17 protein-coding genes are annotated in these 16,414 nt (G+C 67.8%); 7 read left to right on the top strand and 10 right to left on the bottom strand.

The features are described 5' to 3' along the window. Positions 1 to 127: 127 nt before the first annotated feature. The 3 genes from AC1DBN_RS08670 to purM all read left to right on the top strand — a co-directional run bounded on the left by AC1DBN_RS08670 (position 128) and on the right by purM (position 3,383). Positions 128 to 442 (top strand): hypothetical protein, encoded by a 315-nt coding sequence (locus tag AC1DBN_RS08670; protein ID WP_091723422.1) that lies wholly within the window; start codon positions 128 to 130, stop codon positions 440 to 442. Positions 443 to 546: 104 nt separating this feature from the next. Next, entirely contained in the window at positions 547 to 2,217 is a 1,671-nt protein-coding gene (gene purF / locus AC1DBN_RS08665) for an amidophosphoribosyltransferase (protein WP_056080965.1), read from the top strand. Continuing rightward, the gene (gene purM, locus AC1DBN_RS08660; protein WP_056080968.1) at positions 2,214 to 3,383 is read left to right on the top strand and encodes a phosphoribosylformylglycinamidine cyclo-ligase; all 1,170 of its coding nucleotides are present in this window, start codon (positions 2,214 to 2,216) and stop codon (positions 3,381 to 3,383) included. The genes purF and purM overlap by 4 nt, the downstream gene beginning before the upstream one ends. A gap of 72 nt (positions 3,384 to 3,455) precedes the next feature. Here purM and AC1DBN_RS08655 read toward each other — a convergent pair whose 3' ends face one another. Then, positions 3,456 to 4,223 (bottom strand): VOC family protein, encoded by a 768-nt coding sequence (locus tag AC1DBN_RS08655; RefSeq protein ID WP_477723012.1) that lies wholly within the window; start codon positions 4,221 to 4,223, stop codon positions 3,456 to 3,458. Between the two features lie 231 nt (positions 4,224 to 4,454). Next, positions 4,455 to 4,688, bottom strand: a complete 234-nt coding sequence (locus tag AC1DBN_RS08650; RefSeq protein ID WP_015938627.1) for a DUF3073 domain-containing protein — start codon at positions 4,686 to 4,688, stop codon at positions 4,455 to 4,457. A gap of 280 nt (positions 4,689 to 4,968) precedes the next feature. Here AC1DBN_RS08650 and AC1DBN_RS08645 point away from each other — a divergent pair, with 280 nt between their 5' ends. Then, positions 4,969 to 5,676: a septum formation family protein gene (locus AC1DBN_RS08645; protein WP_477723011.1), complete on the top strand. Its 708-nt coding sequence runs from the start codon at positions 4,969 to 4,971 to the stop codon at positions 5,674 to 5,676. 35 nt (positions 5,677 to 5,711) lie between these two features. Here AC1DBN_RS08645 and clpB read toward each other — a convergent pair whose 3' ends face one another. The 6 genes from clpB to AC1DBN_RS08615 all read right to left on the bottom strand — a co-directional run bounded on the left by clpB (position 5,712) and on the right by AC1DBN_RS08615 (position 12,703). Next, the gene (clpB, locus tag AC1DBN_RS08640; protein WP_477723010.1) at positions 5,712 to 8,354 is read right to left on the bottom strand and encodes an ATP-dependent chaperone ClpB; all 2,643 of its coding nucleotides are present in this window, start codon (positions 8,352 to 8,354) and stop codon (positions 5,712 to 5,714) included. 273 nt (positions 8,355 to 8,627) lie between these two features. After that, positions 8,628 to 9,380 (bottom strand): S1 family peptidase, encoded by a 753-nt coding sequence (locus tag AC1DBN_RS08635; protein ID WP_477723009.1) that lies wholly within the window; start codon positions 9,378 to 9,380, stop codon positions 8,628 to 8,630. Positions 9,381 to 9,547: 167 nt separating this feature from the next. After that, positions 9,548 to 10,633, bottom strand: a complete 1,086-nt coding sequence (locus AC1DBN_RS08630; protein WP_314214774.1) for a sulfate/molybdate ABC transporter ATP-binding protein — start codon at positions 10,631 to 10,633, stop codon at positions 9,548 to 9,550. Continuing rightward, the gene (locus AC1DBN_RS08625) at positions 10,630 to 11,505 is read right to left on the bottom strand and encodes an ABC transporter permease (protein WP_477723008.1); all 876 of its coding nucleotides are present in this window, start codon (positions 11,503 to 11,505) and stop codon (positions 10,630 to 10,632) included. The genes AC1DBN_RS08630 and AC1DBN_RS08625 overlap by 4 nt, the downstream gene beginning before the upstream one ends. Then, a complete protein-coding gene (modA, locus tag AC1DBN_RS08620) occupies positions 11,502 to 12,296 on the bottom strand; it encodes a molybdate ABC transporter substrate-binding protein (protein ID WP_477723007.1) in 795 nt (264 codons plus the stop codon). Before modA ends, AC1DBN_RS08625 begins: the two co-directional genes overlap by 4 nt. Next, a complete protein-coding gene (locus AC1DBN_RS08615; protein ID WP_091723438.1) occupies positions 12,293 to 12,703 on the bottom strand; it encodes a TOBE domain-containing protein in 411 nt (136 codons plus the stop codon). Before AC1DBN_RS08615 ends, modA begins: the two co-directional genes overlap by 4 nt. A gap of 132 nt (positions 12,704 to 12,835) precedes the next feature. Between AC1DBN_RS08615 and AC1DBN_RS08610 the strand changes: the two genes are divergently transcribed. Both AC1DBN_RS08610 and AC1DBN_RS08605 read left to right on the top strand, forming a co-directional pair. Beyond that, positions 12,836 to 13,705, top strand: coding sequence for a DUF4031 domain-containing protein (locus AC1DBN_RS08610; protein ID WP_314214780.1), 870 nt, complete (start codon positions 12,836 to 12,838; stop codon positions 13,703 to 13,705). Then, on the top strand, positions 13,702 to 14,517 hold the full coding sequence (locus tag AC1DBN_RS08605) for a 2-phosphosulfolactate phosphatase (protein ID WP_314214781.1): 816 nt from the start codon (positions 13,702 to 13,704) through the stop codon (positions 14,515 to 14,517). Before AC1DBN_RS08610 ends, AC1DBN_RS08605 begins: the two co-directional genes overlap by 4 nt. Positions 14,518 to 14,562: 45 nt before the next feature. Here the strand turns inward: AC1DBN_RS08605 and AC1DBN_RS08600 are convergent, their stop codons facing one another. Then, on the bottom strand, positions 14,563 to 14,964 hold the full coding sequence (locus tag AC1DBN_RS08600) for a YccF domain-containing protein (protein ID WP_477723006.1): 402 nt from the start codon (positions 14,962 to 14,964) through the stop codon (positions 14,563 to 14,565). Positions 14,965 to 15,069: 105 nt separating this feature from the next. Further along, entirely contained in the window at positions 15,070 to 15,681 is a 612-nt protein-coding gene (locus AC1DBN_RS08595; RefSeq protein ID WP_477723005.1) for a phosphoribosylanthranilate isomerase, read from the bottom strand. A 150-nt stretch (positions 15,682 to 15,831) separates the two neighbouring features. Between AC1DBN_RS08595 and AC1DBN_RS08590 the strand changes: the two genes are divergently transcribed. Continuing rightward, positions 15,832 to 16,398: a HutD/Ves family protein gene (locus tag AC1DBN_RS08590; protein ID WP_477723004.1), complete on the top strand. Its 567-nt coding sequence runs from the start codon at positions 15,832 to 15,834 to the stop codon at positions 16,396 to 16,398. The last annotated feature ends 16 nt before the right edge of the window (positions 16,399 to 16,414 follow it).

The raw sequence follows: 16,414 nt of genomic DNA, 5'->3' as shown, positions 1-16,414 counted from the left end.
ATATCAGTCATATCGCTGGGCGGACAGTGCCGGCCCTCCCCTTCCTGCGCGCCGCACGCCGGCGCCGGGCCTCCCGGCTCCGCGGCCGCATTACGCGCACCAAATCTCCGGCAGTAGGCTGGATGGCATGTCTTCGAACCAACCCCCCGCCGAGCGGCGCGAGGTAACTGTCCGCCGGGCCCCCAAATTCGTACCGTTCCTGGTCCTGGGCGCACTGGTGGGCTTCGCAGCAGCTGCAATCGCGGCATTCGGGGTGCCCGCGGACGAGGACTTCGATCCGGGCGCCGTTTTCGGCTTCCTGATGATCACGTTCGGCGCCGCCGGAGCCGTCCTCGGTGCGGTCCTGGCGCTGATCCTGGACCGCCGGAGCGTGCGCAGGCAGCAGCGCGTCGTCGTCGAATCCGTTCCGGACTCAGAACCGGACACCGACCCGCAGCCGTGACCTCCGCCACCGGCAGCATGCCCCGGCGTCCGGGCGCGTGACGCTGCCGGGTCACAAAGGGGAGCGGGAAAAAGTCCTACCCCATGTCGTGCGATAATCGATCAGTGGCACGCGGCGATGGAAAACTTTCCCATGATCTTCTTCCCGGCGAAAAAGGCCCGCAGGACGCCTGTGGCGTCTTCGGCGTCTGGGCTCCCGGTGAAGAAGTAGCAAAACTAACCTATTACGGGCTGTACGCACTGCAGCACCGTGGCCAGGAGTCGGCTGGTATCGCTACCAGTGACGGCAAACGGATCAATGTCTACAAGGACATGGGGCTGGTGTCCCAGGTCTTTGACGAGACAACCCTGAACACCCTCACCGGGCACCTGGCGGTGGGGCACTGCCGCTACTCCACCACCGGAGCCAGCCACTGGGCCAACGCCCAGCCCACCCTCGGCGCCACCTCCACCGGCACCGTCGCCCTGGCGCACAACGGCAACCTGACCAACACTGCCGAGCTCAACGCCATGATCACCGAACGCAACGGCGGCCAGCTCACCGGCGAAATGAAGCAGGGCAACACCTCGGACACCGCCCTGGTCACGGCCCTCCTTGAAGGCGAGCCCGGCAAGACCCTTGAGGAAACCGCCACCGAACTGCTGCCCAAGATCAAGGGCGGCTTCTGCTTCGTCTTCATGGACGAAGGCACCCTCTACGCAGCCCGCGACACCTACGGCATCCGCCCGCTGGTCCTGGGCCGGCTGGAACGCGGCTGGGTAGTGGCGTCCGAGCAGTCCGCACTGGCCACCGTGGGCGCCAGCTTCATCCGCGAGATCGAGCCCGGCGAATTCATCGCCATTGACGAAGAAGGCGTGCGGTCCAAGAAGTTCGCTGAGCCCACTCCGGCCGGCTGCGTTTTCGAGTACGTGTACCTGGCCCGCCCGGATGCTGCGATTGCCGGCCGTTCCGTCTACGAATCCCGCGTGGAAATGGGCCGCCAGCTGGCCCGCGAAAACACCCACGAAGCGGACATCGTCATCCCCGTCCCGGAGTCGGGCACCCCCGCCGCGGTGGGTTACGCCGAAGAATCCGGCATTCCGTTCGCACACGGCTTCGTCAAGAACTCCTATGTGGGCCGCACCTTCATCCAGCCCTCGCAGACGCTGCGCCAGCTGGGTATCCGGCTCAAGCTCAACGCCCTTGAGTCCGTGATCCGCGGCAAGCGCGTGGTGGTGGTGGACGACTCGATCGTCCGCGGCAACACCCAGCGGGCCATCGTCCGGATGCTGCGGGAAGCCGGCGCCGCCTCCGTGCACGTCAAGATTTCCTCCCCGCCCGTGCAGTGGCCCTGCTTCTACGGCATCGACTTCGCGTCCCGCGCCGAGCTGATCGCCAACGGCGCCACCATCGAGGAAATCTCCCAGGCCATCGGGGCCGATTCGCTGGCCTACATTTCCGAAGACGGCATGATCGACGCCACCCGCCAGCCCCGGGAACGCCTCTGCACCGCTTGCTTCACCGGCAAGTACCCGATTGCGCTGCCGGGTGCCGACAAACTGGGCAAGAACCTCCTGGAACGCACCGACCTTGTTGGCCTGGCGCCGTCGCCGTCAGCCCTGCCGGGCGAAACCGCAGCCCTCGCCGTTGACTCGGAAGAGGATCCCGCCGAAAAGGCCGGCGCTACCGGCTGTGATCCCGGCCCGGACTCCGAGTTTGAAAACCTGCTGACCGACGCCGACATGGTGCCAGACGTACACGCCGCCGCAGGCACTGACAAGAAAGAGTCCGTATGACTTCCGCAAACACTGCCGCCGGCAACGGTTCCGTAACCCCCGGAAATACCGCAGGCATCACGTACGCCTCTGCGGGCGTCGATGTCGAAGCCGGCGACCGCGCCGTCGAGCTCATGAAGGGCGCCATCAAGGCAACCCACAACTCCTCGGTGATCGGCGGGGTGGGCGGTTTCGCCGGCCTCTACGACGTCTCGAAGCTGCTGACCTACAAGAAGCCGCTGCTGGCCACCTCCACGGACGGCGTCGGCACCAAGGTGGCCATCGCCCAGGCCATGGACATCCACGACACCATCGGGTTCGACCTCGTCGGCATGGTGGTGGACGACATCGTCGTGGTGGGCGCCGAGCCGCTCTTCATGACCGACTACATCGCCTGCGGCAAGGTGGTTCCTGAGCGCATTGCCGGCATTGTGCGCGGCATTGCCGCCGCCTGTTCCGTAGCCGGTACTGCCCTGGTGGGCGGCGAAACCGCAGAACACCCCGGCCTGCTGGGTGAGCACGAATACGACGTTGCCGGTGCAGCCACCGGCGTCGTGGAGGCAGATGCCCTCCTCGGCCCTGACCGCGTCCGCGCGGGCGACGTTGTGATCGGCATGGCCTCCTCCGGCCTGCACTCGAACGGCTACTCGCTGGTCCGCCGCGTGATCAACCACGCCGGCTGGGCTCTGGACCGCCAGGTCTCCGAACTGGGCCGCACCCTGGGTGAAGAACTGCTCGAACCCACCCGCGTTTACGCCGCCGACTGCCTGGACCTGGCCCGCACCTTCCCCGTCACGGGTTCTGCAGCGGTCCACGGCTTCAGCCACGTGACCGGTGGCGGCCTCGCCGCCAACCTGGCCCGGGTCCTGCCGCAGGGCCTGGTGGCCACCGTGGACCGCGCCACCTGGGAACTGCCGGCCATCTTCAAGCTCGTATCCGAACTCGGCAACGTGCCGCTGGCCGACCTGGAACGCACCCTGAACCTGGGCGTGGGCATGGTGGCCATCGTCTCCCCCGAAGCCGCGGATGCCGCCGTCGCGCGTTTGAACGAACGCGGGCTGCCGTCCTGGGTAATGGGCACCGTCGCCGCGGACTCGGATTCCATCCTGAAGTCCGGCCCGGACTACGTCCAGGGCGCCAAGGGCGTGGACGGCGGCGCAGTCCGCATGGTCAACGCCTACGCGTAATCCCCCCGTCGAGTGCTCCGTAACTGCCCTTTTGAACCCTCAAAACGGCGGTTAAGGAGCACTCGATGTGATTTAAGCGGCTTCAACCTCCAGCAAGCTGAATTCGCCGCCCTGCGGATCGCGGATGGTGGCCGGCCCCCCGCCGGAGCCGTCATCCGGTTCCACCAGGACCTCGCCGCCCGAATCCCTGACGGCCTGCACGGCGGCACTGAGGTCCGCCACGCCAAAGTAGATCTGCCAGCCAGCCGGTCCCTCGTCCGGCGCCACCCCGGCCACTTCCGTGCCCTCCACCAACAGCGTGCTGTAGGTGCCGCCGTCCTCCTGCGGGTACTCCGTGACTTCATGCCCGAAAAGGTGCTGGAAGAATCCGATGGCGGCCTGGGGCTCAGGGGTGAGCAGCTCGGCCCAGGACAGGGCACCGGGCCCGTTGTACCGTCCTGAGCCGCGGTGCGTTCCGGCCTGCCACACTCCGGTGGTGCCGCCGCCCGGCGGGTCCAGGAACACCATGACGCCGGTGTCCCCCACCGCTTCCGGGCCAAACTGCACGGCACCGCCGGCATGGACTGCGTCGCCGGCTATGCTGCGCGCGTCCTCCGCGGCCAGGTAGACGTTCCACCGGGCAGCCGAACCGGGTGCCCGCATGGGGCTCTGCGGTGCGATGGTGGCCACCACGTCGTCGCCCAGGAAAGCCATCGCATAGCTGCGGCCATCCGGAGTTGGGTGGTCCTCGAAACGCCACCCGAACACCGCTGCGTAGAACGTTTTGGCGGCATCGACGTCCGGCGTCTGAACGTCAGCCCAGCACGGGGCACCCTGCGGGTAGGTGTTCACAGTTGGCATGGGACCTACCGTACACGGAGGCCCAGGGAAGCCCCGGCCGCCGTGCACGCAGCTTCCGGTGTCTGTGCCCGGGAATCGGATTGGGAATCCGGGAGGGCTGCAGAGCCAGCGGAAAGAATGACGACGACGGAAAGGCCCGCGGGCACGCACTGTGAAGAGGCGTGCCCGAACGGGCCTTGTGACCGAGGTCAGCAGTAATGGTGCTGCAAAAGAATTGTTCAGCGGCGGCGACTAGCCGATGCGACGGTTGTCAACCTCGTCGTCATCATCTTCCAAATCATCCGCGTACTTATCCACATAAGCCGAATAGTCCGGTTCTACCGGCTCATTGGCGTAATGGCTCGTTACACGACTGCCCGGGCCCGTCAGCTCCCGCTGAAGTGCCGAGTAGTCAGTGTTCGGGGAGTAGTACTTGATATCCCGAGCCTGCTTGGTAGCTTTTGCCTTTTGACGGCCGCGCCCCATGGCGTGACCCCCTTTTGTACTTGGACCGGAGGTGGTCACCTTGGCGATCGGTGAGGCCCCGGAATGTTTGGTCAATTTGTCGTACACCTAGATTACATGCTTTCTGCGGCAACTGCTTGCCGCCCGACGCGCTCCCACGGGTGTTTGGGATACCATCCCCCGGTCCGCCCGCGGGATTCCGGGTTTTTTCTTCGGTAGAGTCGCTTCAGGCAGCTGCCAAAACCGTTCGGACAGCCGGTTTTGCAGCACTGACGCGACGACAACGCAGGAGGATGCAGCCGTGAACCCCCAGGACGTCCCGCCGAAGCCAGCCTCCCCGCCAACGGCCGGCATCCCCCGGGTAGACGCCGCCCCCGCCCCGGCCTCCGTGACGTGGCCCCCGCAGCATGCCGAAGCCGGCCCCTCGACCTCCGGAGCCTCCGAATCCGCCCCATCCGGCGCCACCGCATCGCACCGGGCACACCGGGCAAAGGCCCTGTGGAAGGTGCTCTTCGCCGTCGTGCTCATTGCTGTGGTGGGCGGCCTCGTGTGGCTGGCCCTCTGGCTTAATTCGGGCGCAGCGTCACCGGAGGCCCAGGGAGGGCAGGCTGGAGTCCTGGAAACCACGCCCACGCCGAGGGCGACGCCGCTGCCGCTGCCCAGGGAGGGCGTCAAGCCTGCCGACTATGCCGTGGGCGACTGCTTCAAGGACTTTGATCCGGAATCGCTGGCCTCAACCGCGGTGCCCTGCGACACGGGCCATTCCGCGCAGCTGGTTGGCGTCTTCCGCTATCCCGCAGGTGAGCGCTACCCCGGCGCCGAAACGCTGAAGGCCAAGGCCCTGGAGATCTGCCAGGCCACCAGGCTGGGTCCGGCCGCCAACAACTTCCAGCTCAATTACCAGCGCAGCTTCCCCAGCAGCACCAGCTGGGACGCCGGGGACCGCAGGGCGGACTGTTATGTGACGGCCCCGAACGGCAACGTCATCAACGCGAGCGTGCTGCCCTGACAGTTGCCTGCCAGGACAGCACGTTTAAGGGTCCGCTAATCCTTCCGGCGCACCGACAGCCCGGCTGACGGGGCACCGGTGAGGGCGTCCACGTTGCCGTTGGTGAGTTCGTCCGGATCGGCCGCGGTGTCCACGAGCACCGTGTCGCCGTCAACGATGTCACCGGCGAGGATGGCCCTGGCCAGCCGGTCGCCGATCTCCCGCTGGACCAGGCGGCGCAGCGGCCGTGCGCCATATGCGGGATCGAAGCCGGAGAGGGCCAACCATGCCTTGGCCCCGTCCGTGACGTCAAGGGTGAGCCGGCGATCATGGAGGCGCCGGCCCAGCTCGTCCACGTGCAGTTCAACAATGTGGCCGAGCTCCTCCACCGTGAGGGCATCGAACAGGACCACCTCATCCAGGCGGTTCAGGAACTCCGGCTTGAAGGACGCGTTCACCGTGGCCATCACGGCGTTCCGCTTGGCCTCGGCATCCAGGGCCTGGTCCACCAGGAACTGGCTGCCCAGATTGGACGTCAGCACCAGGATGACGTTGCGGAAGTTCACGGTGCGGCCCTGGCCGTCGGTGAGCCGGCCGTCGTCGAGCACCTGGAGCAGGATGTCGAACACCTCGGGGTGCGCCTTCTCCACCTCGTCCAGCAGCACCACGGAGTACGGACGGCGGCGGACGGCCTCAGTGAGCTGGCCGCCCTCTTCGTAGCCGACGTATCCGGGAGGGGCGCCCACCAGGCGTGATACGGAGTGCTTCTCGCCGTACTCGGACATGTCGATGCGCACCATGGCACGCTCGTCATCGAACAGGAAGTCCGCCAGGGCCTTGGCCAGCTCGGTCTTGCCCACGCCGGTGGGACCCAGGAACAGGAAGGAACCGGTGGGCCGGTTGGGATCGCTGATCCCGGCACGCGCACGGCGAACGGCATCCGATACGGCAGCGACGGCCTTGGCCTGGCCGATCAGCCGCCGGCCCAGCTCCTCCTCCATGTGCAGCAGCTTCTGGCTCTCGCCCTGCAGCATGCGCCCGGCGGGGATGCCGGTCCAGGCGGAGATTACCTCGGCGATGTCATCGGCGGTCACCTGTTCGGCCACCATCTGGGATGACTTGTCCGTCACGGCAGCCTCGGCCTCGGCGGCGGCGGTGAGCTCGCGCTCCAGGGCGGGAATCTCGCCGTACAGCACGCGGGAGGCGGTTTCGAGGTCTCCTTCGCGGGCGGCCTTCTCATACGCGCCGCGCAATTCGTCCAGCTTGGCCTTCAGGTCGCCCACCCGGTTGAGGCCGGCTTTCTCGGCCTCCCAGCGGACCTTGAGCCCGTTGAGTTCCTCCTCGCGGTCAGCCTTGTCAGCCCGCAGCGCGGCGAGCCGCTCCACGGAGGCGGCATCTTTCTCGTCCTGAAGGGCCAATTCCTCCATGGTGAGCCGGTCCACCAGCCGCTGGAGCTGGTCGATCTCCTCCGGAGCGGAATCGATCTCCATGCGCAGCCGGGACGCGGCCTCGTCCACGAGGTCAATGGCCTTGTCCGGAAGCTGCCGCCCGGAGATGTAGCGGTTGGAGAGGGTGGCGGCGGCCACGAGTGCGGAGTCCGCGATGGCGACCTTGTGGTGCGCCTCGTAGCGTTCCTTCAGGCCACGGAGGATGCCGATGGTGTCCTCGACGCTGGGCTCCCCCACATAGACCTGCTGGAAGCGGCGTTCCAGGGCGGGATCCTTTTCGATGTTCTCGCGGTATTCATCCAGGGTGGTGGCGCCGATCAGCCGGAGCTCCCCGCGGGCCAGCATGGGCTTGAGCATGTTGCCGGCATCCATGGAGGAGTCGCCGGTAGCGCCCGCGCCCACCACGGTGTGGATCTCATCGATGAAGGTGACGATCTGGCCTTCGGAATTCTTGATCTCCTCGAGCACGGCCTTGAGCCGCTCCTCGAATTCGCCGCGGTACTTGGCGCCGGCCACCATGGACGCCAGGTCCAGGGCGATCAGGGTCTTGCCGCGGAGGCTTTCGGGGACGTCGCCGGCCACGATGCGCTGGGCAAGTCCTTCCACGACGGCGGTCTTGCCCACGCCTGGCTCGCCGATGATCACCGGGTTGTTCTTGGTGCGGCGGCTCAGCACCTGGACGATGCGGCGGATTTCGGTGTCGCGTCCGATCACCGGGTCCAGCTTGCCGGAGCGGGCCATGGCCGTGAGGTCAGTGCCGAACTTTTCCAGCGACTGGAAGGTGTTCTCCGGGTCCTGGCTGGTGACTTTCCGGTCGCCGCGGACGCCGGACAGGGCGGCCACCAGGGCTTCGTGAGAGGCTCCGGCTTCGCGGAGGAGGCGCCCGACGGCGTCACTTCCGGCAGAGAGGCCCAGCAGGAGGACTTCGGTGGACACGAAGGTGTCGCCGAGGTTTTCGGCCTCGGTCTTGGCATTCTGGATGGCCTGCAGCGCCGGGCGCGAAAGCTGGGCCTGCTGGGAAGATCCGCCCGAAGCCGAGGGAAGGGACTTGATGGCGCTGCTGGCCTGGACACTAACGGCATCCGGTTCGGCACCGGTGGCTTTCAGCAGTGCCACCGCCACACCCTCGCGCTGGTCCATCAGCGCCTTGAGGATGTGGGCGGGCTCCACCTGCGGGTTGCCGGCCGTTGAGGCGTTCATGGCGGCAGCCGAAAGAGCCTCCTGGCTCTTGGTGGTGAATTTGACGTCCAAAGAGGGCTCCTTTCAGGGGCGGGTTTTTCTTAAGGTTGAGTGTACTACGCTCAACTTTGAAAAACGCAGTCCTTTGGCCCTGTTTTCCCAGAGCGAACCTTCGGCGCTTCACTGCAGAGTCCCCGCCGGGGCCGGTTTCGCGGCGGGACGCGCAAAAACCGGCGGGCGGCTCCCCCAACAAGCCACCCGCCGGCCGGCCGGCCCCACGGAACCCCCGGGAACCGGCACCGCCCGCCCCTTACCGGGACGGGCGGAATTCGCGAAGACCGGAACTCAGGAGGCGCCCACCCCTGAGACGCTGGTGATCCAGCTGAGGTTGCGGGACACGGATGCATGATCGTTGTAGTACCTGGTGAAGCTGGACGGGTTGGGGCTGGGCAGGATGCTCGACGTCGACAGGACACCTGCCAGCTTGCCGTTGACAATGAGCGGGCCGCCGGAGTCGCCGCCCAGGGTGTGCCCGCTTTGGGACTGCGTCCGGACGGAGGGTCCGCCGTAGGTGTCCGTGCCCTGGCCGGCCACGGTGACGTCGGCCGTCTTGAGGTTGTAGGACATGGTGCCCGCGCCTTCGGTCTGGTCTCCCCAGCCGTACACCTTCGCCGGAGCCCCGATGGCGGGGAACGAGCCGGAGAGTCCCACGTAGGAGCCGTAGTGCGGGGTGGACAGTTTCAGCAGCAGGACATCGCCGGTGCTGGAGGCGTAGCGGGCGGCCACGGTCTTCACGGTGCCGCCGGCCTCCAGATAAGTGGTCCCCAGCCGGACGGACTGCAGGGAGGCGGAATTGCAGTGCTTCGCCGTGATCACCCAGCTGGCCGAGATTTGGCTGCCTGTGCATCCCACGTTGGTGCCGGTGGCATCGAAGGAGATCTGCGCTGCATAAGGGGCTGCGGAAATGGTGGTGGTGCTGCCGCCGGCTATGTCAGGGCTTGCCGTGTCACCGCCCGGCGATGGTGCGGCCTGTGCGGACAGCGGGCCCATCAGCGCTGCAGTCGCGGCAACGGCGGCGAGGATTCTGGCGATTTTCACAGCGGTGGCTCCTTCGCAGGTGACCCCGCACCGCTGCCGGTTGAGGCGCGGACGGGGTCAGTTCCGGTTGATGGGTGGAGGCGATGGCCTGCCGCCCATCCGAACGGTACCGGAAGGCTGTGAAGTTTGTCACTGATCTTGACAGAATATGTAAATAACTTTGGACATCACGTCGCGTAGATGGAAACCGCCGCGGACTTGATCACGAAGTGGGCCCGGACCCCCGGCGCCAGGCCCAGCTCTGCCGAGGCCGCGGGTGTGATGTCCGCGGCCAGGCCGCCTCCCCGCACCCGGATCTGGTCTCCATGGGGCTCCAGCTCGGTGACCTCCACGGGAAAGGAATTGCGGGGGCTTCCGTGTGCGTCCGTCAGGAATACGGACACGGCCGACGGCGGAAACACGGCCGCGCCCGGCAGCCCGGCGGCGCCTGCCTGGCCTGTTTCGCCCGGCTCCTCCAGGTGCCCCGCGATCTCCAGGCCGGGGCCGATTCCCTGGCCGCCCGCCGTCCGGATCCCGGAAGCCGTCAGCGTGCCGGTGACGAAGTTGAGCCCGGCCAGGCCGGCGGCGAACGGGCTGCGGGGCCGCTCCAGCACCTCGCGGGTGGGCCCGTCCTCAGCGACGCGCCCATTCTCGAGGACCACCACGCGGTCCGCCAGCATGAGCGCATCCAGCACGTCGTGGGTGACGATGATGGCCTGCCGGTCCGCGAGTACCCGCTTCAGCAGCCGCCGCAGCAGCGGAGCCGAATGGATGTCCAGGGCCGCCATGGGCTCGTCCAGCAGGAGGAGGCCGGGGTCGGCAGCGAGGGCACGGGCGACCGCGACGCGCTGCGCCTGGCCGCCGGACAGCCCGGCTGGGCGGCGGCCAGCCATGGCTTCAGCCTCTACTTCGGCCAGCCACTGGAGGGCGCGTTCCCTTGCCTTTCGCGGCGGGACCCCGGCGCTCCGGGGCCCGAAGGCAACATTCTCCGCCGCTGTGAGGTGCGGAAAGAGCAGGGGTTCCTGGGCCAGGAGTGCCGTTCCCCGGCGGTGCGGCGGAGTCCACTGATGGATCCCGGACCCCAGATGGAAGAGCGTCCGGCCATTGAGCTCGGCCCGCCCGGAGTCCGGCCGGACCAGGCCCGCGATGCTGGACAGCAGGGTGGATTTGCCCGCGCCGTTGGGCCCCATCACCGCCACGGTTTCGGTGGGCCCCAGCGCGAGGGACACGTCAAAATCCCGCTGGGCCACGGCAGCCTGGAACGAAAAGCTCACCGGACCGTCCCGCCCGCGGTGCCCGCCGTCGTCGGGCGCTGGGAAGAGCCGCCCCATAGTGCCGGGCCTTGGCGCTGCAGTCCGCCGGGGCGGCCGTAGGCAAGTGCCACCACCGCTACCGCGACGGCCACCAGGACGAGTGAGAGGGCGACGGCGGCGTCGGGATCGGTTTCGCGCTGGAGGTAGATTTCCAGCGGCAGGGTGCGGGTGACGCCCTGCAGGCTGCCGGCGAAGGTGAGGGTGGCGCCGAATTCGCCCAGGCTGCGGGCAAAGGAAAGCACCGCTCCGGAGGCCAGCCCGGGAAGGATCAGGGGGAGGGTGACGCGGCGGAACACGACGCCCGGCGGTGCGCCGAGGGTGGCGGCCACGGCCTCATACTTTTGCCCGCCGATCCTCAGCGCGCCTTCCAGGCTGACCACGAGGAACGGCAGTGCCACGAAGGTCTGCGCGAGGACCACGGCCGTGGTGGAGAAGGCAATCTGGATGCCGAGGACCTGCAGGGTGCCGCCCAGGAGTCCCTGCCGGCCGAAGGTGTAGAGCAGCGCGATGCCGCCCACCACCGGCGGCAGCACCAGCGGCAGCAGGACCAGGGAGCGGAGCAGCCGCTGGAGGGGGAAGCTGCCACGGGCCAGGACGAGGGCGAGGGGGACGCCGAGCACGATGCACAGGAGCGTGCTCGCGGCCGACGTGCGCATGCTCAGGACCAGGGCATCCAGCGCGGACTCAGAGGTGACCAGCGGGATGAAGTTTGCCCAGTTGACCCGTGCCACGATGGCTGCCAGGGGCAGGACCACCACCAGGGCCGCCAGGACAGCGAGTCCGGAAACCCACCGAGGGATGCCGCTAAACGGCTGCCGCGTCCGGAGTTTCATTGTCCGCCTGAGCCGAACCCGGCTTTGGCGAGAACCTGCTGGCCGCCGGGCCCCAGCACGAGGTCAATGAAGGCCTTGGCGGCTTCCTTGTCCTTTGCTCCGGACAGGGATGTGATCGGGTAGCTGTTGACGGCCGCTCCGGCCTCCGGGAACGGGATGCTGTCCACCTTGTCCCCGGCTGACTTGACGTCCGTGACGTACACCAGGCCGGCGTCGGCTTCGCCGGAGGTGACTTTGCCCAGGACGTCGGTCACCGCGTTTTCCTCGCTGACCGGGCGGAGGGTAACCCCTGCCTTGCCCGCCACCGTAGCTGCGGCCGCACCGCAGGGCACCTGCTTGGCGCACGTCACCAGCCGGAGGCCGTCCCTGGCAAGGTCCTGGAACCCGGTGACATGTGCGGGATTCCCGGCCGGGACCGCAATGGCCAGGGTGTTGGTTGCGAAAACCCGGGGCTCGCCGCCGGCCAGGCCCGCCCCGGTGACTTTGTCCATGTTTTTGGTGTCCGCGGAGGCAAAAACGTCCGCGGGGGCGCCCTGGTTGATCTGGGTGGCGAGGTCCGAGGAACCGGCGAAGCTCAGGCTGACGCGGGTGCCGGGATGCTGCGCCTCGAACGTGTCTGCCAACTCGGTGAAGCTGGACTTGAGTGACGCAGCGGCGAAGACGGTCAGGGTTGTGGCGGCAGCGTCAGATGAGGTGCCTGCGCCGCCCGCCGGTGCGCTGCTGCCCGCGCATCCGGCCAGTCCGGCCGCCAGCGCCAGCGCCGCGACCGTCGCCGTAATGCTTCGTTTCATACCGTTCCCTTCCCCTGCGGGGTTTCGATGATGACGGTGGTGGCCTTGACCACGGCCGTGGCCACCGAACCCAACTCAAGCCCCAGGTCCCGGACGGCTTCGCTGCTCATCAGGGACACCACCCGGAAGGGCCCGCACTGGAGTTCCACCTGCGCCATGACTTTGTCTGCCGTAATGCCGGTCACCAACCCCACGAACCTGTTGCGCGCCGAACTTCCGGTCCGGTGCGGGTCGTCGGGAAGCTGGGCGAGTTTCTGGGCGTGCCGGGCGAGCTCCAGCCCGTCCACGGCCAGCCGGCCGGACTCGTCCCTGAGGGCTGTGAGGGAACCGTTGTCCGTCCAGCGGCGCACGGTATCGTCACTGACACCGAGGAAGCGTGCGGCCTCCGAAACGCGAATGAGATTCATGCGCCCATCGTAGTTCGTATTTGCGGACAAAATCACCGATTCATTCCGCAGATCGGATTGTGAGTGCAGCGTTGTTTCCGGCGGGTGTCGCGCTGCCGGGCGGCGGCGGGGCCGCGGCACTACACTTCCTGCATGGCCATTTACCTGGACCCGCCATTGTGGCCTGCCCACGGAACACACTTCTCGCACCTGGTGTCAGACACGTCGCTGGATGAGCTGCATGCCTTCGCCGGCGCAGCGGGCATCCCGGAGCGGGCGTTCGACGGCGACCATTACGATGTGCCGGAGCGCCGCTTTGATGACCTGGTGGCTGCCGGCGCCGTGCCCGTTGAGGCCCGCGTCTTGGTGCGGAAGCTGATCGCCAGCGGCCTGCGGATCCCGGCGCGGCAGCGGAACAAATCCCTCAAGGTGCCGCTGCTGAACCGGTGGAACACCATCATGGACGGCTATGACGCCCTGTTCCTGGACCTGCTGGACCGCTGGAGCGAACCGCACCGGCACTATCACGGCTGCACCCACCTGCTCTCGGTCCTCGAGGCGCTGGACCTGCTTACGGAGCCCGCCGAGCCTCCACGCACGGTGCTGCTTGCCGCCTGGTTCCATGACGCCGTCTATCGCGGAATCGCCGAACAGGACGAGGAGGAATCGGCCCGCCTGGCCGAGGACCGGCTGGCGGAAGCCGGGCTCCCCGAAGCTGACGTGGACGAGGTTGCCCGACTGGTGCGCCTGACCTCTGACCACCGGCCAGAACCGGGGGACGACGGCGGCGCCCTGCTCTGCGACGCGGACCTTTCCGTCCTCGGCGGGGAACCGGACCAGTACGCGCGCTACGTGGCTGCCGTGCGCCAAGATTATGCGCACATTGGCGACGCCGACTTCGCCGCCGGCCGTGCCGCCGTCGTACGCCATCTGCTCGAACTGGACCCGCTGTTCCGCAGCCCCCGCGCAAAGGCGCTGTGGGAGGACTCCGCGCACCGCAACCTGAAGGGCGAACTGGCATGAACGCACCCGGCTCGAACCCGCGGCACACCAGGACGGCGAATGCCGCGCACTGGCAGCTTCCCTACACGGTCCGCTTCGAGTGGGGACCCGACGCAGCCGCCATCACGTCCGGCGCCGACCTTGCCGTGGTGGTGGACGTCCTGTCCTTCACCACCTGTGTGAGCGTGGCGCTGGACCGCGGCGCGGAGGTGCTCCCCTACGCGTGGAGGGACACCAGCGCCGAGGACTTCGCCGCCCACCACGGGGCACAGCTTGCCGGACCGCGCGACGGCGGCGGGCTGAGCCTGTCCCCCGCGAGCCTCCGTGCCGCGGACTCCCTGGACCGGGTGGTGCTCCCCTCCCCCAACGGCTCAGCGCTCTGCCATGAACTGGCCGGCCACGTTCCGCTGGTGGCCGCGGTGTCCCTCCGCAACGCGGCGGCAACGGCCGACTGGGTGGCTGCGAACGTGCCGGAGGACGCCGTGATCGCCGTGATCGCCGCCGGCGAGCGCTGGCACGACGGAACCCTCCGCCCCGCCGTTGAGGACCAGATCGGTGCCGGCGCCTTCATTGCAGGCCTGGCGGCCTCGGGCAGGGGCGGCTACGACGCGGATGAAGGCAGGGACGGCCGGCACGGCTACTCGCCCGAATCAGTGGCGGCGATGGCGGTCTACGAGGCGGCCGAACCGCGGTTGCGGGAGATGCTGCACGGGTGTGCCAGCGGCCGCGAACTGGCCGGCGCCGGCTACGCCGCGGACGTGGACATCGCCGCGGAACTGGACGACAGCGACGCCGTGGCCATCTTGGCGGACGGGGTCTTCCGGCGCAGGTGACTTATTGGTGGTCGCCGGGCCATGCCTAACGACCCACAGCCGGGACTAGCGGTAGGTGCTCACGAACGGGGTGCTGGTGGGCACGATCTGCTTGCCCAGCGGCATCAGCGATACCGGGATGAGCTTCAGGTTGGCGATGGCCAGCGGGATGCCGATGATGGTGATGGCCATGGCGAAGGCGGTGACCACATGTCCCACGGCAATCCAGATGCCGGCCACCAGCAGCCAGATGACGTTGCCCAGCAGCGAGAAGACACCGCTGCCGCCGGGCTTGTCCACCACCATGCGCCCAAACGGCCACAGTGTGTAGGACGCGATCCGGAACGAGGCGATGCCCCACGGAATGGTCACGATCAGCAGGCAGCAGATGACCCCGGCCGCGAAGTAGCCCAGGGCCAGCCAGAAGCCGCCGAATACCAGCCAGATGATGTTGAGCAGTGTCTTCATGCATCCATTGTCCACCGCGTCTGCGGACCGGAACGTGGGGGATCCCCCTGAGCGGACCCTGAAATGGCCCGGCTGACAGCGCCGGCAACAGGGTTCCGGGCAGCCCTAGACCTTCGCGCCGGCCTTCGCGGCACCCACGAAGGCACGGATCTTTGCCAGGTCCTTGACGCCGCGGGATGCCTCCACACCGGAGGACACATCAACGCCCCAGGCGTGGGCTGCCGCGGAGGCGTCACTGACGTTGGCTGCGTCCAGCCCGCCAGCGAGCAACCACTGGCGGCCCTGAAGGACGGGGAGGTCCGCCATCGACGCGTAGTCCCAGCTCTCACCCGAGCCGGGCACGGCGGCATCGATCAGGAGGAGGTCTTCGCCCCAGTCCTCCAACTCATCCGGCCCGGCACCAACGGTGACGGCCCTGACCAGCTTCATGCCGGCGTCGTGCACTGTGGCAACATCCGCGCGGGTGCGCTCGCCGTGCAGCTGGATCCACTGCAGTCCCGCAGCGCGGGCAATGGCAATGGCATCGGCCACGGGCTCGTGGCGGAAAACAGCAATGGGGGAAACGTTAGCCGGCACGTCCGCCAGCAAGGTGGCAACCTGGCCCGGCGAGACCACCCGCGGGCTGGCGGTCAGGACGAATCCCACCGCATCCGCCCCGGCATCCACCGCTTCCCGGATGGATTCAGACGTGCTGAGACCACACACTTTGACGAACATTCCCGGGCTCCTTCAGGCTGTTTTCGTGTTGACCCCCCGCAGGAGAGTAGCAGGGACGGGTCCAACCTGCGATGCGTGCCCACGTAACCAAAACGCACACTGGCCAGGCGGCGGGACCGGTCAACACCGGCCGCGAACTAGGCTGGGCAGATGCAGATCATCCGCTTCGCAGAACTCAAGGCCCAACCCTGGCGCAACGGCGGCGGCGCCACGCGGGAAATCCTCAGTGGCCCGGCAGCCCAGGCGGACGGGTGGGGCTGGCGGATCAGCCTTGCCGATGTCACCAAAGCCGGTGATTTCTCGGCATTCCCGGGCTGTGAGCGCGTGCTGACCGTGGTGGAGGGTGAACTCCTGCTGCTCAGCGTGGACGGCTCCGAACGTCCCGTGGAAAAGTACCGGCCCTTCCGGTTCGACGGCGGTGCTCCCACCACCGCCGCGCTGCCCACCGGAGACATCCGGAATCTGAACGTGATCACCAGGTCCGACACTTTCAAGGGCTACGCATCCGTCATCGAAATTTCGAAGAAGCGCGCCCATCCGGTGTTTGCGGGACAGGTCGCCGTGCTGCTCCAAGGACAGGCCGCGGTGGGTGACGGAGCCGGCGGCTCCGCTGACCTGGGGTGCTACGACGCGGTGGTGGGATCCGATGACGCCACTCCGGAGGTCACCGGCCGCGGGTTCCTAGCCGTGGTGTCCATCGATCCTGCAGCGGACTGAACCGCCCGCGAACCGG

The sequence above is a fragment of the Pseudarthrobacter sp. 10T415 genome, assembly GCF_056394175.1.
This window is presented reverse-complemented; position numbering and strand designations above follow the sequence as displayed.